Source organism: Streptomyces sp. NBC_00328, from assembly GCF_036139655.1.
In the GTDB taxonomy this organism is placed as follows: Bacteria; Actinomycetota; Actinomycetes; order Streptomycetales; family Streptomycetaceae; genus Streptomyces.
This window is the reverse complement of the sequence record NZ_CP108013.1, coordinates 9,665,487-9,690,292: the sequence shown is the minus strand read 5'-3', so window position 1 is coordinate 9,690,292 and position 24,806 is coordinate 9,665,487. Positions and strand designations below refer to the sequence as shown.

Sequence of the window (24,806 nt, the reverse complement as noted above, 5' to 3'; positions counted from 1 at the left end):
AGCCCGCTTCCTTCCTGAGCTGCCGATGGTCTCGATGGCTGTCAGTGCTCGATGCCGCAGGTGGCGAGGTAGGTCTTCATGCGCCGTTCGGCCAGCGGGGGGTCGGGGAACAGGCCGAGGGCGTCGGCGAGCCGGTAGGCGGTGGCCAGGTGCGGTACGGATCGGGCCGACTGTTCACCCCACACCATCCGGAAGTGGTCGGCGTGCCCGGCGAGCCAGCCGAGGAAGACCAGGCCCGTCTTGAAGAAGAGGGTGCTGCGCAGCGGTCCCGCGAAGACGTGCCGGTTCAGTTGGAGTGTCTCGTCGAGCAGGGTGCGGGCGGCGGCGGTGTCCCCGTCGTCCAGGGCCCGCAGCGCCTGGGCGGCGAGCGGCGCCACCGGGTCGAAGACGGGCGAGAGGGCGTCGCTGAAGCCCTGGTCGTCGCCGAGGATCAGCTCGGGGTAGCGGTCGGTGTCGCTGGTGTAGAAGCGGATGCCCTCGGGAAGGCGGCGGCGCAGTTCGATCTGGCGCTCCACGGTCAGGGGGGCCAGTTTGACGCCGTCGACCTTGTCCCGGTTGGCCTCGACCAGGGCGATGAGCGCTTCGTAGGCGGCGTCGGTGTCCTGGTGGCCGAAGTAGCCGGCGTGCTGCGGGATCCACTCCGGCAGGATCCAGTGGATGACCGCGGGGAGGCTCGACTGGCTCAGCAGGTTCCCGTAGACCTCGGCGTAGTCGTCGGCTCCGCGGGCGACGGCGGCGAGTTGGGGGCTGCACATGATGATGGGCTGTGCGCCGGCGGCCTCGGTGACCTCCAGCTGCTGCTCGAAGGCGGTGACGATGTCCTTGAGGGTGTGCTCGGCGAACGGGTCGAGCTGATCGGTCGTGATGGCAGCCGCCAGCCGTCCGCCGACGGCGCGCGCCTCGGCGCCGCTGCGCCGGATGAGTTCGGCGGCGCCGGGCCAGTCCAGGCCCATGCCGCGGTGGGCGGTGTCGAGCGCCTCCGCCACGGTGTAGCCGTGGTTCCACAGGTGGCGGCGGAAGGCGAGGGTGGCGTCCCAGTCGAGGCGCTGCTCGGGCGGCGGGCCGACCGGCGGTCCGAAGGGCTCGTTGGCTGCCAGGGGATCGCCGACCACGTGTGCGGTCGCCAGGACGGAGCGCTTCTTGAACGGGGCGCGAAGCGCGGTGAATTCACGCGGGGACACATTCGGCTGATACGGCGTGAGCGTACCGTCCGACTCCGGCAGATTAATCATCGCTTCAGCTCCGATACCTCACGGGAATCCACTGGCGATTCATTAGATCCAGTCGGGTGTCCGCCGCTCCAGCCGGTCGACCCCCTAAGTCCCTCACGTCTCCCCCTAGTTCGGGACTTCGTCTGCGGGCCCGGTACGAACAGGGGGCCGCCCGCCGCCGCATAGGGGGCTCTTCGTGTGGATCGGGACGCAAGGTGTGTGACTACATGGGGGTGCGGTCGGCCGGCTCGTCGCGTGCCGATTTCTCACTGACCGTCAGATGTGGAGGGTGACCATGTGGAAGTTCGAGCACAGCGTGGAGGCCAAGGCCGCCCCGGAGGCGGTGTGGGCCCGCTACACCGATCTGCCGTCCTGGCGTGAGTGGTACAACGACGTCAGCACGATTCGCGTCGAGGGCCCCTTCGTGTCGGGTGCCAAGGGTGTGATCGAGCAGGACCCGGAGCAGGGCCATCACCCTCAGCCGGTGCCGTTCACGCTCGTCGACGTGGTGGAGAACGAGGGTTTCACCCTGGAGTGCATGGCCCCCACCCCCGAGTCGAACATTCGTGACGAGACGTTCCTGCGCACCAGCCTGCGCGCCGTCGCCAACGGCACGGACGGCGTGACGATCACGCACTCGATCGTCCTCGACGGCCCGCAGAGCGCAGAAGTCGGCGAGGCCATCGGCAACTTCCTCACCACGAACCTCGTCCTGGGCCTGGAGCGCCTGGCCAAGGTGCTCGAGTCCTGACCCCTCGGCTCCGGCCGGCCGTACATCCCCCGCGGCCGGGCGGGTACGCCGACGGCCCGCACTCTCTCCCTCACAGGGGTGCGGGCCGTCGGCGTACGCGCCTGCGTTCACCTCTCGCCGACGGTGATGGCGGACACGGGGCAGAAGTCCGCCGCCGCCTCGGTGGCCTCATGCAGATGCGGGTCCGGCGTCTGCATGACCAGCACGACCCGGCCGTCCCGGGGGCTCTGGTCGAAGACGTCCGGGACGGCGAGGGCGCAGGATCCGGACCCCACGCACCTGCCGCGGTCCACGGTGACGCGCATCGTGCCCGGATTCACCAGGTCACGGGCAGCTGGTGCAGCCCGTAGATGTGACCGCCGTGCATGAACGACAGTTCCTCGAGCGGGGCGGCCAGGCGCAGCGTCGGAATCCTGGCCAGCAGGGCGTCGAAGACGATCTCCAGCTGAACGCGGGCCAGGTTCGCGCCGAGGCACTGGTGGGCGCCGTAGCTGAACGCGAGGTGGTTCTTGGCGTCGCGGTGGATATCGAAGACGTGCGGGTTCTCGAAGACGGCGCCGTCCCAGTTGGCGGCCCCGTTGCTGGCGATGACGCCCTCGCCGGCGCGAATGGTGATGCCGCCGACCTCGACGTCGTCGGTGGCCACGCGGACGGTCGCCGAGTCCGCGATGGACAGGAAGCGCAGCAGTTCGTCGACGGCCTTGCGGGTCAGGGACGGGTCGGCACGCAGCTCGTCGGCCGCTTCGGGGTTCTGCAGCAGGACGAGCGTGCCCAGGCCGATCATGTTGGCGGTCGTGTCGAAGCCCGCGACGACGAGAAGCCGGGCGATGGAGACCAGGTCGGCCAGTTCGAGTCCTGCGTCCTCCTCACGGTTCTTGGCGGCGAGGCGGCTGAGCAGGTCGTCGCCGGGGTTTTTCTCCTTCTCGGTGATGAGCCGCCCCAGGAAACCGTCCATCTCGGCGTACAGGGCAATGACGTCCTCCTGCGTGGACTCCCGGTTCATGGTGACCTCGGAGTACCGCCGGAAGTAGTCGATGTCCGCCGGATCGGCGCCCAGCATCTCGCAGAACAGCAGCGAGGGGACCGGTGCGGCCAGCTCCTTGACGAGGTCCGCGGGGCCCTCGCCGGCCAGCAGCGCGTCGATCCGTTCGTCGACGATCTCCTGGATGCGGGGGCGCAGGTCCTGGATGCGCCGGGCGGTGAACTCGGGTATCACCAGACGCCGTTGGACCGTGTGCTCGGGGGCGTCGAGCGCGGAGAACGGGAACTTGATGAACTGCAGGACCTCTTCGGGCACCGGGAACTGCAGCGGGTAGCCGGGGCGTTTGGCGTCGGAGCTCATCGCCGGGTCGCCCAGCACCTTCTTGACGTCCTCGTGCCGCGTGAGCAGCCAGGCCTCCTTGCCCGAGAGCTGCAGGCGGACCTTGGTCGCAGGGCTGTGCGTGCGCAGTTCGGCGTACTCGTGGGGTGTGCTCAGGGGGCACTTGCGCGTGAAGGGGAAGGGGAGCGCGGAGCTGCCCTCCCCGGCGGATGTCGGGCCGGTCTCGGCCTGGGCGACGTCGGTCATGGTGTGCGGTGTCCTCTCGGGCAAGGGGCCGGTTCGGTCAGGCGAGTGTGGCCAGGGACTGCGGGCTGAAGGAGGCCAGTTCGTCGGTGCGGCCGTCGCGAACCTTGGCGACCCATTCCGCGTCGCCGAGGAGGGCGCGGCCCACCGCGACGATGTCGAACTCGCCGCGTTCGAGGCGGTCCAGGACGCCGCCGATGCCCTCGGTGCCGGCACCGGTGCCCTCCGCGAACATCGTGACGTAGTCGCTGTCGAGGCCCACGGAGCCGACCGTGATGACCGGCTTGCCGGTCATCTTCTTCGTCCAGCCGGCCAGGGTGAGGTCGGACCCCTCGAACTCGGGGGTCCAAAAGCGCCGGGTCGAGCAGTGGAACGCGGTGACTCCGGCGTCGGTGAGAGGAGCGAGGAACGCCTCCAGCTCCTGCGGGTCGGCGGCGAGCTTCACGGTGAAGTCCGCGGTCTTCCACTGCGAGAAGCGCAGCACCACGGGGAAGTCGGCGCTGACGCGAGCCCGTACGGCCTCGATGATCTCCACCGCGAACCGGGTGCGGGCCGCCACGTCGCCGCCGTAGGCATCGGTGCGCTGGTTGGTGGCCTCCCAGAAGAACTGGTCGATCAAGTAGCCGTGGCCGCCGTGCAGTTCGACACCGTCGAAGCCCAGACGCTCGGCTTCGGCAGCAGCGGTGGCAAACGCCGCGACGACATCGTCGATCTGCCGCTGGGTCATCGGCTCGGTGATCTGCTGCCCCGGAGCGACGAGTCCGGAGGGCCCGATCAGGGAGGTGCCGGGGCCCAGTGCCTCCCCGGCAAGCGGGTCGAGGCCCACGTGCCACAGCTGGGCAAAGATCTTTCCGTCCTCGGCGTGCACCCGCCCTACGACCTCGGCCCAGCCCGCGAGAGCCTTGTCCCCGTAGAAGTGCGGCACGCAGGGGCTGTGCGTGGAGCCGGGGTGGTCGATGACAGTGCCCTCCGTGATGACGAGGCCGACACCGTGCCGCGCCCGGCGGGCGTAGTACTCCGCCACATCGGGCCCGGGAATTCCGTCGGGGGAGAAATTCCGTGTCATCGGGGCCATGGCGAATCGGTTCTTGATCCGCACCCCACCGAGGGTGACAGGCGTGAATATCGAATCCACGGAATAGCTGGCGGGCGCAGTGGACATGAATGAATTCCCTTCAGCACAGGCGGTCTTCCGATTGAAGCCAGGAAAGGAATGGCGCGGCCACGCGTTCGACCCCCTAAACGGCGTGGCCGCCCCCCTATCTCGCGCGCAGTGCGGTCTCGATGAGCGACATCACCGCCGGGGCATGGGAGTTGAGGAAGAAATGCCCGCCGGGGAAGACCTTCAGCTCGAACGCTCCGCTGGTGTGCCGCCGCCAGGCGTGCGCCTCCTCCGCGGTGACGTGCGGATCCGCGTCACCGGTCAGGACCGTGACCGGGCAGGTGAGTGCGGGGCCCGGCAGGTAGCGGTAGGTCTCCGCCGCCCGGTAGTCGGCGCGGATCGCCGGAAGGATCATGCGCATGATCTCCTCGTCGCCGAGCACTTGGGTGTCGGTGCCGTCGAGGCGGGCGATGTCGGCGATCAGCGCGTCGTCGTCCTTCAGGTGCACGCGCTCGTCGCGCACGGTCGAGGGGGCCCGGCGACCGGAGGCGAACAGGGCCCGTGGCGGGGCATCTTCGGCCTCCAGGCGTCGCGCGACCTCGAAAGCCACGGTGGCTCCGAGGCTGTGCCCGAACAGGACGAGCGGCCGCCCGCGCAGGGGCAGCAGCTCCCCGGCCAGCGCGTCGGCGAGTGTGGCGACGGAGTCGACGCACGGCTCGTGGCGACGGTCCTGGCGGCCCGGGTACTGGACCGCCAGGACGTCGGCCATGGACGACAACCGCCGCGACACCGGGAAGAAGTATGATGCCGAACCGCCGGCATGCGGCAGGCACACCAGGGTGGGGGCGCCCTGGGGGCCGGGGTGGAAACGCCGGATCCAGTCGCTGGTCCCCACGGTCGTGTCCGCGGTCATGTCAGGCCCTCAGCTCCGGTGCGATGACATAGTCCGCGACGTCCTCGGTGTGCTGCTTGCGGCGTGCGAGGGCGGCCTCGACAGCGGGGGCGAGCCGCTCGCGCCGGGCCTCGTCGACGGCGTCTCGGTGCGGCGCGAACTCCGGGAGCACCTCGGCACCGAAGAGCTCGAGCGACTCCATGATGTGCTCGTGCCGGTTCTTGCCGATCTGCACGGAGAAGATGATCTGGTCGACGCCGGCGGCCTCGTAACGGCGGATCATGTCGGTGATCTGCTCGGGTGTGCCGATTCCCCGGCGCAGCGAGGTGATCTGCTCCAGCATGTTCTTGACGTCCTCGGACTGCTCGGCGTCATCCCCTGCGGGCGCCACGGGTTCGCGGACGAGACCGACGCTCGCGCGGTTCTTCTGGAACTCTTCCCACACGCTGGTGCGGCCCGGCTTGTGCTCGCCGGAGATGTAGTAGTGCATCAGCGCGTACGAGAAGAAGTGGGCGCCCTCGAGGCCGCGGTCCAGGGCCGTCTCCTCGTCCTGGTGGCACATGAAGGGCAGCACGACGGAGAAGTTGGGGTTGACGGCACGTCCGATCGGCAGGCACTGCTCGGACTGGAGGGTGTCGTAATAGGTATCGACCCAGCCCTTGGCCTCCTCGGGAGAGACGAAGGAGAAGGAGAGCGCGCCCAGGCCCGCGCGGGCGGCGTCCTCGATGGTGGTGCGGGCGGAGCACGCGAGCCACAGCGGCGGGTGCGGGGTCTGCTTCGGCTTGGGCAGCAGGTTGCGCGGCGGCACCTCGGTGAACCGGCCCTTGTGCCCGGCGAACGGCTCCTCGGACAGCAGCCGGGTGACGACCTCGAGCGACTCGGCCCACTCGTCCTTCTTGGTCGCCCGGTCCACGCCGAAGGCGGCGAGCTCCAGCTGCGAACTGCCCGCGCCAGAACCGAAGTCGACGCGGCCGCCGGAGATCAGGTCGAGCGTCGCGAGGCGCTCGGCGACCCGCACCGGGTGATTCACTGCCGACGGGAGCTGGACGATGCCGTGGGCGAGGCGGATGCTGCGGGTGCGGGCGGCGGCCGCCCCGAGGAACACCTCGGGGGCACCGGAGTGCGAGTACTCCTCCAGGAAGTGGTGCTCGGTGGCCCAGGCGTAGTCCAGGCCGAGCCGGTCGGCCAGTTCGATCTGGTCCAGGGCCTCGTTGAACATCCGCTCCTCGCTGTCCTGCTGCCAGGGGCGCGGAAGCTGGTGGTGGTATATCAGTCCGAATCGCATGTCGTCTCCTGGGAATTGGATGGGTCAGACCACGGCCGGCCTGCGGAAGGCGGCGCGGTAGAACAACAGGGGGTCGGCCTCGTAGTCGCACGCCGCGAGATGCCGGACCCGGCCGATCACCAGCCAGTGGTCGCCGCCGGGATGCACCGCCTCCACGACGCAGTCGATCCAGGCGAGCGAGCCGGGCAGCGCGGGTGATCCGGTGACCGGCGCCGGGGTCCATTCCTGCCCCGCGAACTTGTCGGTCCCGCGCGCAGCGAACGATCGGGACAGTTGCTGCTGTGCGGTGCTGAGGACGTTGACGCAGAACGCCTTCGAGGGCGCGATCCGCGGCCAGGTCCCGGAGGTGCGGGAGACCGAGAAGGCCACCAGCGGCGGGTCGAGCGAGAGCGAGAAGAAGGACTGGCACGTGAGCCCGGCGGGTGCGCCGCCGTCGGCGACGCCGGTGATGATGGTGACGCCGCTGCAGAACCGCCCCAGTACCTGGCGGAACTGCGCGGAGTCGACACGGGGTTCGTGGAAGCCGATTCCGGCCGGGGCGGTCATGCGGCCGCCGGGGCCGGCGCCTGCTCGAGGATCACATGGGCGTTGGTGCCGCTGATGCCGAAGGAGGAGACACCCGCGCGGCGCGGCCGACCGGTGTCCGGCCAGGGGCGTTGTTCGGTCAGCAGTCGCACGGCGCCGGCCTCCCAGTCGACGTGCGGGGTCGGCTCGTCGACGTGCAGGGTCCTGGGCAGCACGCCCTCGCGCAGGGCCAGGATCATCTTGATCAGCGACGCGGCGCCGGCCGCGCCCTGGGTGTGCCCGAGGTTCGACTTGACCGAGCCGAGCCACAGCGGGCGGTCCGCAGGCCGGTCCTGTCCGTACGTCGCGAGCAGCGCCTGCACTTCGATCGGGTCGCCGAGCCTGGTGGCCGTGCCGTGTCCGTCGACCGCATCCACGTCCTGGTGGCCGAGTCCGGCCTGTTCGAGCGCCTTGCGGATGACGCGCTGCTGCGCGGGCCCGTTGGGGGCGGTGATGCCGCTGGAGGCGCCGTCCTGGTTGAGCGCCGCGGAGCGGATGACGGCGTGGATGCGCCGCCCGTTGCGGCGGGCGTCCGAGAGACGCTCGAGGAGCAGCATCGCGGTGCCCTCGCCCCAGCCGGTGCCCTCGGCGGCCGCCGCGTAGGACCGGCAGCGGCCGTCCCTGGAGAGGCCCTTCTGCTGGGTAAAGTACTGGAACGTCTCGGGGGCGGCCATCACCGTGACCCCGCCGGCCAGCGCGAGAGCGCATTCACGCTGGCGCAGGGAGCGAGCGGCCAGGTGGACGGCGACAAGGGAGGAGGAGCAGGCCGTGTCGACGGTGACCGCCGGCCCCTCGAGCCCGAGCGTGAAGGCAATCCGCCCGCTCACCAGGCTGCCGCCGGTGCTGGCGCCCTCGTACTCGTGGTACATGAGCCCGGCGAAGACCCCGGTGTCGCTTCCGTGCACCGACAGCGGGTCGATCCGGGCGTTCTCCAGGGTCTCCCACGCCGTCTCGAGGAGCAGGCGCTGCTGCGGATCCATCTCCTCGGCCTCGCGCGGCGAGATGCCAAACAGGTCGGCGTCGAAGTCGGCGGCGTCGTGCAGAAAGGAGCCCTGGCGGGTGACGGACGTCTTGGGCCCGCCCTCGGGGTCGTAGAGCGCCTCCACGTCCCAGCCCCGGTCGGTGGGGAAGTCGGTGACACCGTCACGACCGTCGAGGAGCATCTGCCACAGGTCCTCGGGGCACTCCACACCACCCGCGAAGCGGCAGGCCATGCCGATGACGGCAAGCGGTTCGACGGCCGCCTGTTCGAATTCGTCCCTCTGTCTGCGCAGCTCTTCGTTGTCGATCATGGAGGCGCGCAGCGCCGCCACTATCTGGTCGACTTCCATCGTGTCCGCCTCAGCCTTCGTCGCCATTGGAGTCGGCGGCTCCCAGAGCCGCCCGGACCAGGTCCTCCACCGCCATGTCCTTGAGGGCTCCCGCGTCGGGCCTGTCGTCGTCCGGCGCGGGTCCGCCCCGGTCCGGCACCCGGGCCGCCGGACCGGGGCTGGGCGGCGCCAGTTCCTCCAGCAGGAAACGCGCCAGGGCCTCGGAGTTGGGGTAGTCGAACATCAACGTGGCGGGCAGCCGGATGCCGCTGGCCTCGGCGAGGCCGTTGCGCAGTTCGATGGCAGCCAGCGAGTCGAGGCCCAGTTCGGTGAAGCCCCGTCGGACGTCGATCGCGGCAGGCTCGTCGTGCCGGACCAGTGCGACATGGACGCGTACGAGATCCAGTACGGTGCGCAGCCGCTCCGTCTCGTCGAGGCCGGCCAGGGTCTCGGCCAGGCCCGGCTTCGGCTCCGCCTGTGGCGCCTGCCCGGCCTGCGGGGCGGGCCGGGCCGGGCCGCCCGCGGGGCGCGGGGCGATGCTCGTGATGTCGCGCAGCAGGGCGGGCGGTTCGGCGGTCCGCAGGGTGCCGCGGTCGAGCCCGAGGGGGGCGAGCAGCGCCTCGTCGACGGTGAGGGCCAGGTCGAACAGGGCGAGGCCGTCGCGAGGGTCCATCGCCGGGATGCCGAGCCGGCGCTGTCGTTCGACGACGGCGTCGCCGAGTGCGGCGGCCATGCCGTCACCGGCCCACAGGTGCCAGGTCAGCGCGGTGGCGGGCAGTCCCTGGGCCCGACGGTGCCGGGCGAGCGCGTCGAGGAACACATTGCCCGCGGCGTAGGAGGCCTGGCCGCCGTTGTCGAAGTACCCGGTGGTGGAGGAGAACAGCACGAAGGCCTTCAGGTCCAGGTCCCGGGTGAGTTCGTGCAGATGCCAGGCCGCGTCGGTCTTCGGCCGCAGAACGGCGGCGACGCGATCGGCGGTCAGCGAGGTGACGAGGCCGTCGTCGACGACGCCTGCGGCGTGCACGACAGCGGTGAGCGGGTGCGCGGCGGGCACGGCGGCAAGGACGTCGGCGAGCGCGCCGCGGTCAGCCACGTCGCAGGCGGTGACGGTGACCTGGGTGCCCAGCGCGGCCAGTTCGTCACGCAGTGCCGCGGCGCCAGGTGCCGTCGGACCTCGGCGGCTGGCCAGCACCAGGTGCCGTACGCCGTGTTCGGTCACCAGATGCCGGGCGACCAGTGCGCTCAGACCGCCGGTGCCGCCGGTGATCAGCACGGTCCCTGTGGCGTCCCACGGCAGCGGGACGGCGTGGCCCGGCTGTGGCGCGGCCAGCCGCTGGACGTGCGATCGGCCCGCTCGCAGGGCGAGTTCGCTCTCCCCGGCGGCGGCCGCGGCGGCGACGACCCGCGCCGTGGCCTCGGTGCCGTCGGTGTCCAGGAGTACGAACCGGCCGGGGTTCTCCGCCTGGGCGGCGCGGACCAGGCCCCACACCGGTGCCTGTGTGACATCCGGGTCCTCGCCTTCGAGGACCACGACCGCGCCGCGGGTGGCGATCACCAGCGTGGAGTCGGCGAACCGCGGTTCGGCGAGCCACTGTTGGACCGCAGCGAGCACCTCCAGGGTGACCTTGCGGCTGCCTTCGCCCGCAGGGCCGGAGCCGGTCTCGACGGTGAGCAGGACGTACGGCGGGACGGGCGCCGCGGTGGTGTCGCGCACCGCGTCGAACGGCGGCAATGTCACGCCGTCCGGGGTGAGCGCGGGGCCCTGAGGCCAGGTGAACCGGAACACCGAGGCCTCGGTGTCCTCGGCCGGCGCCGCTAGGGCCTGCGGGGCGGCGGGCCGGGAGATCAGCTTCTCGACGGTGGCGACCGGCTGCCCGGCGGCGTCGGCGAGGTGCAGCCGGGTGACGTCGTCGCCGCCAAGTCGGCGCAGGTGGACGCGGAGGGCGGTGGCACCGGCGGTGTGCAGGGTGATGCCGCTCCAGACGAACGGCATCACCGTGTCGGCGGAGCCGTCCAGCAGGTCGACGTGGCTGGCCGCGTCGAGCAGTGCCGGGTGCAGCCCGAACCGGGCGGCGTCGGCGTGCTCGGACGGCGCAAGGGCCACCTCGGCGAACACGTCCGCACCGCGGCGCCAGGCCGCCTTCAAACCCTGGAAGGCCGGTCCGTAGCCGTAGCCTCGGGCGGCGAGTTCCGCGTAGGCGCCCGCCGCCTCCAGCGGTTCGGCGCCGGGCGGCGGCCACTGCGCCAGATCGAACTCCGCCGCGGCCTTGTCCGGCCGCACGGAACCGGACGCGTGCCGCACCCACACCCCGCAGGAGCCCTCCTCGCGGGAGTGGATGGTCACCGGACGCGTTCCGGAGGCGTCGGGGCCGCCCAGGACCACCTGGAGCTGGACGCCGCCGCGCGCGGGCAGCTCCAGCGGCGTCTCCATCGTCAGCTCGTCCAGCCGGCCGCAGTCGGCCTCGCCGCCGGCCCGGAGCGCGAGTTCCACGAACGCGGTGCCCGGCAGCAGCCTCCTGCCGCGTACCACATGGTCGGCGAGCCACGAGCCCGCTGCCGCCAGCCGACCGGTCAGTACCGCGCCGCCGTCCGGCAGCGACAGGACCGCGCCGAGCAGAGGGTGTCCGGCGTCGGCGAGACCGAGTCCGGCCGCGTCGGTGTCCGCGGGCTCCTGCGGTGTGAGCCAGAAGTGGCGCTTGTCGAAGGTGTACGGCGGCAGGTCGACCCGCCGCGCCCCCGGATACACGGCGGCCGGGTCGGGCCGCGCGCCGAGTGCCTGCAGCCGGGCCAGCGCGGCCGTGATCTCGCGGGCCTCGGGCCGACCGCGTCGCAGGGTGGGCACGAACTCCGCGTCCGGGGCGGACTGCTGCCCCATCGCGGTCAGCACCGCGTCCGGGCCCAGCTCTACGAACGTGCCGACCCCCGCGGACTCCAGGGCCCGCACGGCGTCGGCGAAGCGGACGCCTTCGCGGACGTGGCGGACCCAGTACTCCGGGTCGGCCAGCTCCTGTCCGGTGACCGGGGCTCCCGTCAGGGCGGAGACGACCGGGATCGACGGCTCGCCGTACGACAGGTCCTGCGCGACCGCACGGAAGGCGTCCAGCATCGGCTCCATCAGCGGCGAGTGGAAGGCGTGCGAGACCTTCAGACGGGTCGTCCTGCGGCCCAGTGCGGCGAACCGGTCCTTGATGCGCAGGACTTCGGCCTCGGCGCCGGAGACGACCACCGCGGTGGGGCCGTTGACCGCGGCGACACCGACCCCGCCGGTCAGCAGCGGACGTATCTCCTCCTCGGTGGCCTGCACGGCGACCATCGCCCCGCCCTCCGGCAACGCCTGCATCAGCCGGCCCCGTGCGACGACCAGCCGCGCCGCGTCCGCCAGGGACAGCACGCCGGCCACGTGGGCGGCCGCGATCTCCCCGATCGAGTGCCCGGCCAGCCAGTCCGGTCCGATCCCCCACGACTCCACGAGGCGGTACAGCGCCACCCCCACGGCGAACAGGGCGGGCTGCGCGAACTCGGTCCGGTTCAGGTCCAGTTCGCCCGAACCCCACATCACCTCGCGCAGCGGCAGATCCAGTTCGGCGAGGACGGCGTCGAATGCCTCCGCGAAGACCGGGAACGCCTCGTACAGTTCCCGGCCCATGCCCGTCCGCTGCGCGCCCTGCCCGGTGAACAGGAACGCCATCAGGCCGTCGGAGCGGTCCCGGGCGGTGGTGCTGCCGGGCCACGGGCCGCCCTGTGCCATGGCCAGCAGGGCGCGCAGCACCTCGTCGCGGTCCGCGGCGGTCAGGGCGACCCGGTGGTCGAGCGCCGCGCGTGAGGTCATCAGGGAGGCGGCGACGTCGATCAGGCGCAGTTCGGGGTCGGCCTCCAGGTGGGCGCGCAGTCGCTCCGCCTGGGCGGGCAGGCTCTGCGCGTTCTTGGCAGTGAGCAGGAGCGGGAGTACAGGCGGAACGGTGCCGCCCGCTCCCTCGTCCGGGGCGGCCTGCGGCGTCGGGGCCTGCTCCAGGATGACGTGGGCGTTGGTGCCGCTCAGGCCGAAGGAGGAGACGGCCGCCCGGCGCGGTCCCGTGCGCTCGGGCCAGGGCCTGCCCTCGGTGAGCAGCCGCACCGCACCGGCCGACCAGTCCACGTGCGGCGACGGCTCGTCGACGTGCAGGGTCCTGGGCAGATAGGCGTGGTGCAGGGACATGACCGCCTTGATCACGCCGCTGACGCCTGCCGCGGCCTGCGCGTGCCCGATGTTGGACTTGATCGAGCCGAGCCACACCGGCCGGTCTGCGGGCCGGTCCTGTCCGTACGTCGCAAGCAGCGCCTGCGCCTCGATCGGGTCGCCGAGCCGGGTCCCCGTGCCGTGCCCCTCGATCAGGTCGATGTCGGCTGGGCCGAGCCCGGCGGCGCGCAGCGCCTCTTCGATGACGCGTTCTTGGGAGGGGCCGTTGGGCGCGGTCAGGCCGTTGCTCGCACCGTCCTGGTTGATGGCCGAGCCCCTGATGACGGCGAGCACCCGGTGGCCCTTGGCCCGCGCGTCGGAGAGGCGCTCCACGGCGAGCAGTCCGATGCCCTCGGACCATCCGGTGCCGTCGGCCGCGGCGGCGAACGACTTGCAGCGTGCGTCGGGCGCCAGGCCGCGCTGCCGGCTGAAGTCCACGAAGATGTCCGGGGTGGGCATCACGGTGACGCCGCCCGCGAGCGCCATGTCGATCTCGCCGTGGCGCAGCGCCTGGCACGCCATGTGCAGGGCGACCAGCGACGAGGAGCAGGCCGTGTCGACGGTGATCGCGGGGCCCTCGAGTCCGAGCGTGTAGGCGATGCGCCCCGAGGCGATGCTGCCGGCGCTGCCGTTGCCGACGTAGCCGGCCAGGTCGTCGGGTATCGGCCCGGCCTGGGTGCCGTACTCGTGGTACATCGACCCGACGTACACGCCGGTGCGGGTGCCGCGCATCGTGGTGGGGTCGGCGCCGGTCCGTTCAAGGACCTCCCACGCGGCTTGGAGGAGCAGCCGCTGCTGCGGGTCCATCGCGAGCGCCTCGCGCGGCATGATGCCGAAGAACTCCGGGTCGAACTCGCCCGCGTCGTGCAGGAATCCGCCCTCGACGGTGTAGGTGCGTCCGGGGGTGCCGGGGTTGGGGTCGTAGAGGCGTTCCGGGTCCCAGCCGCGGTCCTGCGGGAACGGGGTGACGGCGGTGCGCTCCTCACGGAGCAGGCGCCACAGGTCGTCGCTGTCCCGTACGCCGCCAGGGAAACGACAACTGATGCCGACGATGACGACGGGGTCGTCGTCGGTGCCGGGAGCCGCCTCAGGCACGGTCCGGCCGAGTGCCGGGCGCGGGTCAGCCGCGACCCCGGCTCTGTCCTTGATGAGGGCGGCGACGGCACGGCAGTTGGGGTGGTCGAAGACGAGCGTGGCGGGCAGCCGCAGACCGGTGGCATCGCTCAGGGCGTTGCGCAGCTCGACGGCGGCGAGGGAGTCGAAGCCCAGCTCACGGAACGCCTTGTCGGGGCTGACCGCGTCGACACCGCTGTGTCCGAGGACGGCGGCGACCCTGGTGCGGACCAGCACCAAGACGGCACGGTCGCGTTCGGCCTCCCCCAGTCGGGCGAGGCGGGCGGCGTACGTGTCACCTGTGCCGTCGCTGCCGGTGCGGGCCGCGCGGCGCCCGGCGCCGCGGACGAGGCCGCGCAGCAGCGCGGGCAGCGCGTCGGTCCTGGCGTTCAGTGCGGCGCGGTCGATGCGGAGCGGGCTGAGCTGATGGGCACCGGTGACGAGGGCCGCGTCGAACAGGGCGAGGGCATCGTCGGCGGCGAGGGCGGGCAGGCCGAGTCGGCGCATCCGCTCCCGGTCGGCGTCGGTGACGGCGCCCATGCCCGTGTCGACGTCCCACATACCGAACGCCAGCGCAGTGGCCGGCAGTCCGGCGGACGCGCGGTGGTGGGCGAGGGCGTCGAGGAAGACGTTCGCCGCCGCGTAGCTGCCCTGCCCTGCGGCGAGTACGGTGCCGCCCGCCGACGAGAGCAGGACGAAGGCCTTCAGGTCCAGGTCGCGGGTGAGCTCGTGCAGGTGCCAGGCGGCGTCCGCCTTGGGCCGCAGCACAGTGTCGAAGCGGTCAGCCGTCAGGGACGTGACCAGGCCGTCGTCGACGACTCCGGCGGCGTGCACCACAGCCGTCAACGGATACTCGGCCGGCACACCGGCCAGCACCCGCGCCACCTGCCCACGATCCGACACATCGGCCGCCACGACCGAGACCTCGGCCCCCAGACCCTGCAACTCACCAACCAGCTCCGCCACACCCGGCGCATCCCCACCCCGCCGACCCACCAGAACCAGACGCCGCACCCCGTGCACCACCACCAGATGCCGCGCCACCAACGAACCCAGACCACCCGTACCACCCGTCACCAGCACCGACCCCTCACCACCCCACAGCGGCCCCCCGCTCTCCCCGGGGACCTCGGGAACCAGCCGGGGTACGGCCAAGGAGCCGCCGTGGACGGCGAGTTCCGGCTCGGGCACGGCAGCGGCCGCGGCCAGGACGGCGAGGGACTCGTCCTGTCCGTCGGTGTCGAGGAGCGCGAAGCGGCCCGGGTTCTCAGCCTCGGCGGCCCGCACCAGACCCCACACTGGGGCCTGCGCCAGGTCGAGGGTGTCTCCGAGGCGGGCCGCGACACCGTGCCGGGTGACGATGACGAGCCGGGCGCGGGCGAACCGCTCGTCCGCCAGCCATGCCCGCGCCATCGCCAGGGCGCGGGCGAACTGGGCGCGCGCACCAGACAGGACGTCCTCTTCGGCGAGCGTGCGCAGCGGCACGAGCACCGCGTCGGGCACCTGTGCGCCCTGGTCGACCCAGGCGCCGAGCGCGGCGAGATCAGCGAACTCCGGTACGTCGTCGCCGAGTTCGGGAAGTCCCGGCAGTCGCACGACGGATCCGGCGGCGTCCGGGAGCGGCATCCGCGTCCACGACGTGCGAAACACGGCCGCGTCGCGGCGGCCTCCGGCCGCGGTGAGCTGCTCGGAAGTGACGGGGCGCGAGACCAGTTCCTCGATGGCGGCGACGGGCTGCCCGGTGGTGTCGGCCACCCACATCGCGGACCGTTCGTCGCCCCTCAACCGGCTGATGCGGACGCGTAGTTCGGTGGCCCCTGCGGTGTACAGCGTGACCCCGTTCCAGACAAACGGAAGCAGCGTGTCGCCGTCCGCCGCGCCGTCGGCGCCGAGCAGGTCGACGTGCATGGCGGCGTCGAGGAGAGCGGGGTGCAGCCCGAAGCGGGCAGCCTCCTCCCGCGCCCGCGGCTCGAGGGCCACCTCGGCGAAGACCTCGTCGCCGCGCCGCCAGGCCGCCTTCAGCCCGCGAAACGCCGGCCCGTAGCCGTATCCACGACCCGCGAGCGCCTCGTACGCACCTGCCACGTCCAGCGGCTCGGCACCAGTTGGCGGCCACTGTTCCAGATCGAACCCGGCGGCCGGTGCGGTACTCGGCGTCACCGAACCCGAGGCGTGCCGCACCCAGGAACCGGAGTCGCCCTCGGCCCGCGAGTGAACACTCACCGATCGGGCATCGGCCGCGTCCGGGCCGCCCACCACGACCTGTATCTGGACCGCGGCGCGTTCCGGCACCACGAGTGGCGCCTCGAGCGTCAGCTCCTCCAGTCGGCCGCACCCAACCTCGTCGCCCGCCCGCACGGCCAACTCCACGAAGGCCGTGCCCGGTAGCAGCACGCTGCCCAGCACCACATGGTCGGCCACCCAGGAACCGTCGGCCGACAGCCGTCCCGTCAGGACGACTCCCCCGTCGGATTCGGGTGCGCCGACCAGAGCGCCGAGTACCGGATGGTCCACCGGGGTCAGACCAGCGGCACCGACATCGCCCGCTGCCGGGCCGGTGGCGTCCAGCCAGAAACGGCTGCGCTGAAAGGCATAGGTCGGCAGGTCGGTGTCGAGCACGACGGCGGCGGAGCTGCCGAAGTAGCCCGCCCAGTCGACCGAGGCGCCCAGTGCGTCCAACTGCCTGAGCGCCGAGGTGACTTCACGTGTCTCGGGCCGGTTGCGGCGCAGCACCGGCACGAACTCAGCGTCCTCGGCGGACTGCTGTGCCATCGCGGACAGGACGGCGTCCGGGCCGATCTCCAGGAACGTGGTAACACCCCTCGCCGCCAACTCCCGCACGGCGTCGGCGAACCGGACCGTTTCGCGGACATGCCGCACCCAGTACTCCGGATCCGCCAACTCGGCCCCACCCACCTCAGCACCGGTCAGCGTCGAGACAATCGGGATGACAGGCTCACCGAACTCCACCTCCCGCGCCACCGCCCGGAAATCATCGAGCATCGGCTCCATCAACGGCGAATGAAACGCATGCGACACCCTCAACCGGCTCGCCTTACGCCCCAAACCCTCGAAGTACGCCTGGACCCGCAAGACTTCCGCCTCGACACCCGAAACAACCACCGCCGTCGGACCGTTCACCGCCGCGATACCGACACCGCCGACACCAACCAGCAGCGAACGCACCTCATCCTCCGCCGCCTGCACGGCGACCATCGCCCCGCCCTCGTCCAACACCTGCATCAACCGGCCCCGCGCCACAACCAACCGCGCCGCATCGACAAGTGACAGAACACCCGCCACATGCGCCGCCGCGAACTCACCGACCGAATGCCCCGCCAGATAATCCGGCCTGACACCCCACGACTCAAACAACCGGTACAGAGCGACCTCGATCGCGAACAACGCCGGCTGCGCAAACTCCGTACGACTCAGAACAAGCTCATCCGCACCCCACATCACCTCCCGCAACGGCACATCGATGACACCCAGCACCGCATCGAAAGCCCCCGCGAACACCGGAAACGCCTCATAAAGCTCCCGCCCCATACCAACCCGCTGCGCACCCTGCCCCGCAAACAAGAACGCCTGTTTCCCCGTGACCGCCTCCGTGATCCCGTCTCCCGCCGCGATCGCCTCCAGGGCGCGGCCCAGCTCCGCCCGGTCGGCGCCGAGGGCCACGGCGCTGTGGTCAAGGGATGCGCGTGAGGTCACCAAGGCCCTTGCGATGATGGCGAGTTCGTCGTCGGGGACGGTGTCGAGGTAGGAGCGCAGACGCTGTGCCTGTGCGACCACCGTCTGCGGAGTCTTGCCCGAGATCCGCCACGGCAGCACCGGCACGGAGGTGTGGGGGGGCTTGGGTCGCTGCTCTTCGCCGGCCTCCTCGATGATGACGTGGGCGTTGGTGCCGCTGATCCCGAAGGCGGAGACACCGGCACGGCGCGGCCGGTCCGGGTCGGCGGGCCATTCCCGGGTGTGGGTGAGCAGTTCCACCGCTCCGTCGGACCAGTCGACCTTGGAGGTGGGCTCGTCGACGTGCAGGGTCCGGGGCAGGGTGCTTTCGCGCATCGCCATGACCATCTTGATGATTCCGGCGACGCCCGCGGCGGCCTGGGTGTGACCGATGTTCGACTTGATGGACCCGAGGAACAACGGGGTGCCGCTCTCCGGGCGCGTCCTGCCGTACGTGTTGAGGAGGGCCTGAGCCTCGATCGGGTCGCCGAGGGTGGTGCCCGTGCCGTGCGCCTCCACCACGTCGACCTGATCGGGCGTCATATCGGCGGCTGCCAGGGCCTGTTCGATGACGCGTTCCTGGGATGGGCCGTTGGGTGCGGTCAGGCCGTTGCTCGCACCGTCCTGGTTGATCGCGGATCCCTTGATGAGGGCGAGCACCCGGTGGCCGTTGCGGCGAGCGTCCGAAAGGCGCTCCAGGAGCAGCATGCCCGCACCTTCGCCCCAGCCGGTGCCGTCGGCGGCCTCGGCGAACGACTTGCAGCGGCCGTCCGTCGCCAGGCCCCGCTGGCGGCTCATGTCGAGGAACGTGTCCGGGGTCGACATCACGCTGACGCCGCCCGCGAGGGCGAGCGAGCACTCGGAGCCGCGCAGCGCCTGGATCGCCCAGTGCAGGGCGACCAGCGACGACGAGCACGCCGTGTCGACGGACACCGCGGCGCCTTCGAGGCCGAAGACGTAGGAGAGCCTGCCGGAGAGAACGCTGGCGAGACTGCCGTTGCCGAGATACCCGGCCACCTCCTCCGGTATCTCCGTCATGCGGGTGGCCCAGTCGTGGTACATGACGCCGGCGAAAACGCTGGTGTCGGTACCGCGTACAGAACGGGGGTCGATGCCGGCGCGCTCGAACACCTCCCAGGTGATCTCGAGGAGAAGGCGCTGCTGCGGGTCCATGGCCAGGGCCTCGCGCGGGCTGACGCCGAACGGCTCGGGGTCGAAGTCGGCGGCGTCGTGCAGGAATCCGCCCTTGTTGCTGGAACTCTTGCCGGAGACGCCCGGCTCGGGGTCGTAAAGGCTCTGGTCCCAGCCGCGGTCGGTGGGCCAGGGGGTGACGGCGTCGCGCCCCTGGGCGACCAGCTGCCAGAGTTCCTCGGGCGTGCTGACGCCGCCGGGAAAGCGGCAGCTCATGGCGATGACGGCGATCGGCTCGTCGTCGCGGGCGGGGGCGGCGGGCCGGGTGGGCCGGCGGGTGGCCGTGGTGCCGTCGTCGGTGAGCCGGGCGGCGAGGTGCTCCGCGAGCGCCTTCGGGTTGGGGTGGTCGAAGATCAGGGTGGCGGGGAGCCGAAGACCGGTGGCTGCCTTGAGCTGGTTGCGCAGCTCCACGGCGGCCAGGGAGTCGAACCCGGTCTCTCCGAAGGCGCGGGTCGCGGCCACGTCGGCGGCGCTGTCGTGCCCGAGCACGGCGGCCGCCTGACGGCGGACCAGGTCGAGGAGTGCCTCGGTACGTTCGGTGGCGGAGAGCCCGGCGAGGCTGTGGGCGAGGGCGTCGGCAACGGGGACGCTCTGCGCGGTGGCGGCGAGGGGTCGTGCCGGTGTGCGCACGAGGCGGGACAGCAGCGGGGGCACCCCGTCGGGGCGGGCGGCCAGGGTCTGCCGGTCGACACGGACGGGCACGTGCGTGGGGTGGTCGCTCGTCAGGGCCGCGTCGAGGAGGGCGAGGTTGTCGTCGGGCCCGAGGGGTTCGAGGCCGAGCCGGGTGATGCGCCGCAGGGCGGCCCGGTCGAGACGGGCGCCCATGCCCCGATCGCCGGTCCACAGTCCCCAGGCGAGCGAGGTGGCGGTGAGGCCCTGGGATCTGCGGTGGTGGGCGAGGGCGTCGAGGAAGACGTTCGCCGCCGCGTAGTTGCCCTGCCCTGCGCCGTCGAGGTATCCGGCGGAGGAGGAGAAGAGGACGAAGGCCTTCAGGTCCAGGTCGCGGGTGAGCTCGTGCAGGTGCCAGGCGGCGTCCGCCTTGGGCCGCAGCACAGTGTCGAAGCGGTCAGCCGTCAGGGACGTGACCAGGCCGTCGTCGACGACTCCGGCGGCGTGCACCACAGCCGTCAACGGATACTCGGCCGGCACACCGGCCAGCACCCGCGCCACCTGCCCACGATCCGACACATCGGCCGCCACGACCGAGACCTCGGCCCCCAGACCCTGCAACTCACCAACCAGCTCCGCCACACCCGGCGCATCCCCACCCCGCCGACCCACCAGAACCAGACGCCGCACCCCGTGCACCACCACCAGATGCCGCGCCACCAACGAACCCAGACCACCCGTACCACCCGTCACCAGCACCGACCCCTCACCACCCCACAGCGGCCCCCCGCTCTCCCCGGGGACCTCGGGAACCAGCCGGGGGGCGAGCAGGCGACCGTCCCTGACGGCGAGTTCGGGTTCGCCCGCGGCAGCCAGGGAGGCCAGCAGGGCCGGGTCGTCGTGGCGGGCGCCGGCGTCCAGGTCCGCCAGCACGATCCGGCCGGGATGCTCGGACTGCGCGGCGCGGACCAGTCCGGACACCGGGGCCTGGGCCAGGTCCACGATGTCCGCCGTGGACGTGGCCGCGGCGCCACGGGTCAGGACGAGGATCGGGGACTCGGTGTCGTCGTCGGCGAGGCGTTCGCGCAGCTGGTCGAGGACCTGGCCGAGGACGGCGCGCACCGCTTCGGGCAGGTCGGCCGCTCGCGTGGGTGTCATGACGGGGGCGACGACGGCGGGCGGGCGGCGGTCGTCGCGCTGGCCGGTCGGCCCCACCTCGTACCAGTCGAGGCGCATCGGCAGTTCGGTGTGCACGCGGCCGGAGCGCAGCGCGTCCTCGTCCAGCGGACGCGAGACGACCGCGTCGACGCGGGCGACGGGCGCACCGGTGCCGTCGTACAGGTGCAGCGCGGCGGCGTCGGGGCCGTCGGGCAGGATCCGTACGCGTACGGAAGACGCCCCGCGCGCGTACAGGGATACTCCGGTCCAGCTGAACGGTACCCGGGTGGCGGCGACGGCGGGCTGGTCGACGGCGAGGTCGGTGGAGTGCAGTACCGCGTCGAGGAGCGCGGGGTGGAGGGTGAACGCGGCCGCGTCGGCGGCCACGTCGGCGGGCAGCTCCACCTCGGCGTAGGCCGCGTCACCCGCGCGCCACACGGCACGCAGTCCGCGGAAGGCGGGGCCGTACTCGTAGCCCTGACCGGCCATCCGCTCGTACAGGCCAGTGAGGTCGACGGGCCGAGCCCCGGCCGGCGGCCACTGGCCGTGGCCGGGCAGCGGGGCCGGGGCGACGGCCGCGTCGGGACCGGCGACGGCGGTGGCATGCCGGGTCCAGGGCGCGTCGTCCGGGGCCGACTCGGGGCGGGAGTAGAACGTCAGGTCACGGCGGCCGGTGGCGTCGGGTGCGGAGACGACGACTTGGAGCAGCACGGCGCCCGTCCGGTCGAGGACGAGCGGAGCCAGCAGGTTCATTTCGTCGATCTGCTCGCAGCCGACCTGGTCCGCGGCCTGCACGGCGAGTTCGACGAAGGCGGTACCGGGCAGCAGGGTCGCGGCGGCGATGCGGTGGTCGGCCAGCCAGGGCTGGGCGGGGACGGACAGGCGGCCCGTGAGCACGGTGCCGCCGTCGCCGGCCAGCGGGACGGCCGCGGCGAGCAGCGGGTGGTCGAGTGCGAGCTGCCCGTGCGCGGTGGCGTCACCCGCCGGGGCGGGGGCAGCGAGCCAGAAGCGGCGGCCCTGGAAGGGGTAGGTGGGCAGGTCGACGTGGTGCGGGCTTATGGGGTACAGGGCGGCGAAGTCGACCGCAGCGCCCCGTACGTGTGCCTGGGCGAGAGCCGACAGCAGTTCGTGGACGGCGTCTTTTCCGCGCCGCTGCGCGGCGAGGAAGGCGAGGTCGTCGCCGCCGTTCTCGTCGGCGACGGCGGCGCGGGCCATCGCCGACAGCACGGCGTCCGGGCCGAGTTCGAGGAACGTGGTGACACCGGCGTCGCGCAGGGCACGCGTCCCGTCGGCGAAGCGTACGCTCTCGCGGACGTGGCGGACCCAGTACTCGGGGGAGCAGAGTTCATCGGCGGTGGCGATACGGCCAGTCACGTGGGAGACGACGGGGATCGTGGGCGGCCGGTAGTCGACGACGCCGGCCACCCGGCGGAACTCGACGAGCATGGGCTCCATGAGCGGGGAGTGGAAGGCGTGCGAGACTCGCAGCCGCTTCGTGCGGCGTCCCAGGTTCTCGAAGTGGGCCTGGACGCACGCCACTTCGGTGTGGTCGCCGGAGACGACGACGGCGTCGGGACCGTTGACCGCGGCGATGCTCACCCGCTCGCCGAGCAGCTCACGTGCCTCGTCCTCCGTGGCCTGCAGGGCGACCATGGCGCCGTCGGCGGGCAGGGCCTGCATAAGGCGTCCGCGCGCGGCGACGAGGATGGCCGCGTCCGCCAGGGACAGGACACCGGCGGCGTGCGCGGCGCTCAGCTCGCCCAGGGAGTGCCCGGCCAGGAAGTCGGGGCGCAGGCCCCACGACTCCACCAGCCGGAACAGGGCGACCTCGAGGGCGAACAACGCGCACTGTGCGTACTCCGTGCGGTCGAGCAGCGCGGCGTCGGCGGAGCCCTCGGGCGCGAACATCACGTGCCACAGGGAGCGTTCGAGCTGCAGGTCGAGATGGCCGATGGCGGCGTCCAGGGCCCGCCCGAACACGGGGTAGGTGTCGTAAAGCTCCTGGGCCATGGCCGGGAACTGGCTGCCCTGGCCCGTGAAGAGGAAGGCGAGCAGGCCGGGCCCGGCCGTCCCTCGGGTGACCGTCCGGTCGGGGGTGTCGTCGGCGACGGCGGTCAGGGCACGCAGCAGGTCGTCGCGGTTCTCCAGGACGACGACGGCGCGGTGCCGGTGCACGGCCCGGGTAGTGGCCAGGGCCCGGCCGAGCGCGGCGGGAGAGACGTCGGTCCGTGCGTGCAGCAGGTCCGCGAGGCGGTGGGCCTGGGCGCGCAGGGCGTCCTCGCTGCGGGCGGAGAACGCCAGGGCCGCCACAGGCCCGGGCGTCTCGTCCGCGGCGGGTCCCTCGGGGATTTGGGTGGCCGTCGGGTCTTCCCGAGGCGCCTCCTCCAGGATGACGTGGGCGTTGGTGCCGCTGATGCCGAACGAGGAGACACCGGCCCGGCGGGAGCCGGACGCGTCGGGCCACGGCATCTCTTCGGTGAGCAGCCGGACGGTGCCCGCCGACCAGTCGACGTTGGGCGTGGGCTGGTCCACGTGCAGGGTGCGGGGCATGACCCCGGCCCGTATCGCCATGATCGCCTTGATCACGCCGGCCACGCCCGCGGCGGCCTGGGTGTGGCCGATGTTCGACTTCACCGAGCCCAGACGCAAAGGCCGTTCGGCGTCGCGGCCCTGTCCGTACACGGCGATGAGGGCGCTCGCCTCGATCGGGTCACCCAGCGTGGTGCCGGTGCCGTGCGCCTCGACCAGGTCGACATCACCGGCGCCCAGACCCGCGTCGGCGAGGGCGGCGCGCACCACCTGCTGTTGGGCGCGGCCGCTCGGCGCGGTGATGCCGTTGCTGGCGCCGTCCTGGTTGACGGCCGTGCCCTTGACGACGGCGAGGACCCGATGGCCGTTGCGGCGGGCGTCGCGGAGCCTTTCGAGGACGAGGATGCCGACGCCCTCGGCGAAGCCGGTGCCGTCGGCGGCGGCCGCGAACGGCTTGCAGACTCCGTCGGGAGCCAGGCCGCGCTGGCGGCTGAAGGCGCTGAACGTGCCGGGGCCGCCCATGATGGCGACGCCGCCGGCCAGGGCGAGGTCGGACTCGCCGGCGCTCAGCGAGCGCACGGCCAGGTGCAGGGCGACCAGGGAGGACGAGCAGGCGGTGTCGACGGTGAGCGTCGGGCCCTCCAGGCCGAGGGTGTAGGCGACGCGGCCGGAAATGACACTGGGGGCGTTGCCGGTCAGCAGATAGCCGTCGAGTCCGTCGGGCGCCTCATGCAGCCTGGGGCCGTACTCCTGCGGCTCGGCGCCGATGAACACGCCGGTGCGGCTGCCGTGCAGGCGGTCGGGGATGACACCCGTGCGCTCCAGCGCCTCCCACACCGTCTCCAGAACGAGGCGCTGCTGGGGGTCCATGGCCAGCGCTTCGCGCGGTGAGATACCGAAGAAGTCGGCGTCGAAGTCACCGGCGTCGGCGAGGAATCCGCCGTGCCGTACGTAAGTGCTGGCAGGGGTCTGCGGGTCCGGGTCGTAGAGCCCTTCGAGGTCCCAGCCCCGGTCGGTGGGGAAAGGGTCGACGACGTGCCGGCCGTCGGCGACCAGCCGCCACAGCTGCTGCGGTGAGCGGACGCCGCCGGGATAGCGGCAGCCGATGCCGACGACGGCGATGGGCTCGTCGGCATCGGCCCGGCGGGCGACGGGCATGGTGCCGTGATCGGCCGGAGCGTCAAGTCCGAGCAGTTCGGTGCGCAGGTGGTCGGCGAGGGCGGCCGGGGTGACGTGGTCGAAGCCGACAGTGGGCGGCAGGGCGAGGCCGGTGGCGGCGCTCAGCCGCTGCTGCAGCGCGACCAGGGCGAGAGAGTCCAGGCCCTGTTCGCGCAGCGCCCGGTCCGCGGAGAACGGCTCAGTCCGCTCCGGGCCGGCCGGCCCCGCAGCGTCCTGGAGGACCTGCGCGGCGACAGTGCACACCAGGTCGAGCAGGTGGCGTACTTGCTCGCTCGGGGGCAGCGACTCGAATCGGGCACGCTCTAGGTGAGAAACAGGGCTTCCGTGCCCGCTCATCCGCATACTCCACACCCTGTTCTGGTGACATCGCAGAAGACTGGATCAGTGAATGGCCGGTGAC

At 72.2% G+C, this 24,806-nt stretch carries 9 protein-coding genes and 1 pseudogene; 1 reads left to right on the top strand and 9 read right to left on the bottom strand.

All coding sequences use genetic code 11. The features are described from left to right. Positions 1-41 precede the first annotated feature (41 nt). Positions 42-1,232, bottom strand: a complete 1,191-nt coding sequence (locus OG485_RS42735; protein WP_328663523.1) for a DUF993 family protein — start codon at positions 1,230-1,232, stop codon at positions 42-44. Positions 1,233-1,506: 274 nt separating this feature from the next. On the opposite strand from OG485_RS42735, the gene OG485_RS42730 reads away from it, so the two are divergent. After that, positions 1,507-1,962 (top strand): SRPBCC family protein, encoded by a 456-nt coding sequence (locus OG485_RS42730; RefSeq protein ID WP_328674206.1) that lies wholly within the window; start codon positions 1,507-1,509, stop codon positions 1,960-1,962. Between the two features lie 107 nt (positions 1,963-2,069). Here the strand turns inward: OG485_RS42730 and OG485_RS42725 are convergent, their stop codons facing one another. The 8 genes and pseudogenes from OG485_RS42725 to OG485_RS42690 form a co-directional block, all read right to left on the bottom strand. Then, complete coding sequence (locus OG485_RS42725) at positions 2,070-2,267, bottom strand: ferredoxin (protein ID WP_328663525.1); 198 nt, start codon at positions 2,265-2,267, stop codon at positions 2,070-2,072. Between the two features lie 11 nt (positions 2,268-2,278). Continuing rightward, the gene (locus OG485_RS42720; RefSeq protein ID WP_328663527.1) at positions 2,279-3,529 is read right to left on the bottom strand and encodes a cytochrome P450; all 1,251 of its coding nucleotides are present in this window, start codon (positions 3,527-3,529) and stop codon (positions 2,279-2,281) included. Positions 3,530-3,566: 37 nt separating this feature from the next. Further along, a complete protein-coding gene (locus OG485_RS42715) occupies positions 3,567-4,688 on the bottom strand; it encodes an NADH:flavin oxidoreductase (RefSeq protein WP_328663529.1) in 1,122 nt (373 codons plus the stop codon). 97 nt (positions 4,689-4,785) lie between these two features. Continuing rightward, positions 4,786-5,541: a thioesterase II family protein gene (locus OG485_RS42710; protein WP_328663530.1), complete on the bottom strand. Its 756-nt coding sequence runs from the start codon at positions 5,539-5,541 to the stop codon at positions 4,786-4,788. Between the two features lies 1 nt (position 5,542). Beyond that, complete coding sequence (locus OG485_RS42705; RefSeq protein WP_328663533.1) at positions 5,543-6,805, bottom strand: LLM class flavin-dependent oxidoreductase; 1,263 nt, start codon at positions 6,803-6,805, stop codon at positions 5,543-5,545. A gap of 24 nt (positions 6,806-6,829) precedes the next feature. Beyond that, a complete protein-coding gene (locus OG485_RS42700; RefSeq protein ID WP_328663535.1) occupies positions 6,830-7,351 on the bottom strand; it encodes a flavin reductase family protein in 522 nt (173 codons plus the stop codon). 5 nt (positions 7,352-7,356) lie between these two features. Then, positions 7,357-8,673, bottom strand: a pseudogene (locus OG485_RS42695) (type I polyketide synthase); the annotation flags it as partial. A 37-nt stretch (positions 8,674-8,710) separates the two neighbouring features. Next, on the bottom strand, positions 8,711-24,742 hold the full coding sequence (locus OG485_RS42690) for a type I polyketide synthase (protein WP_328674186.1): 16,032 nt from the start codon (positions 24,740-24,742) through the stop codon (positions 8,711-8,713). Positions 24,743-24,806 lie beyond the last annotated feature (64 nt).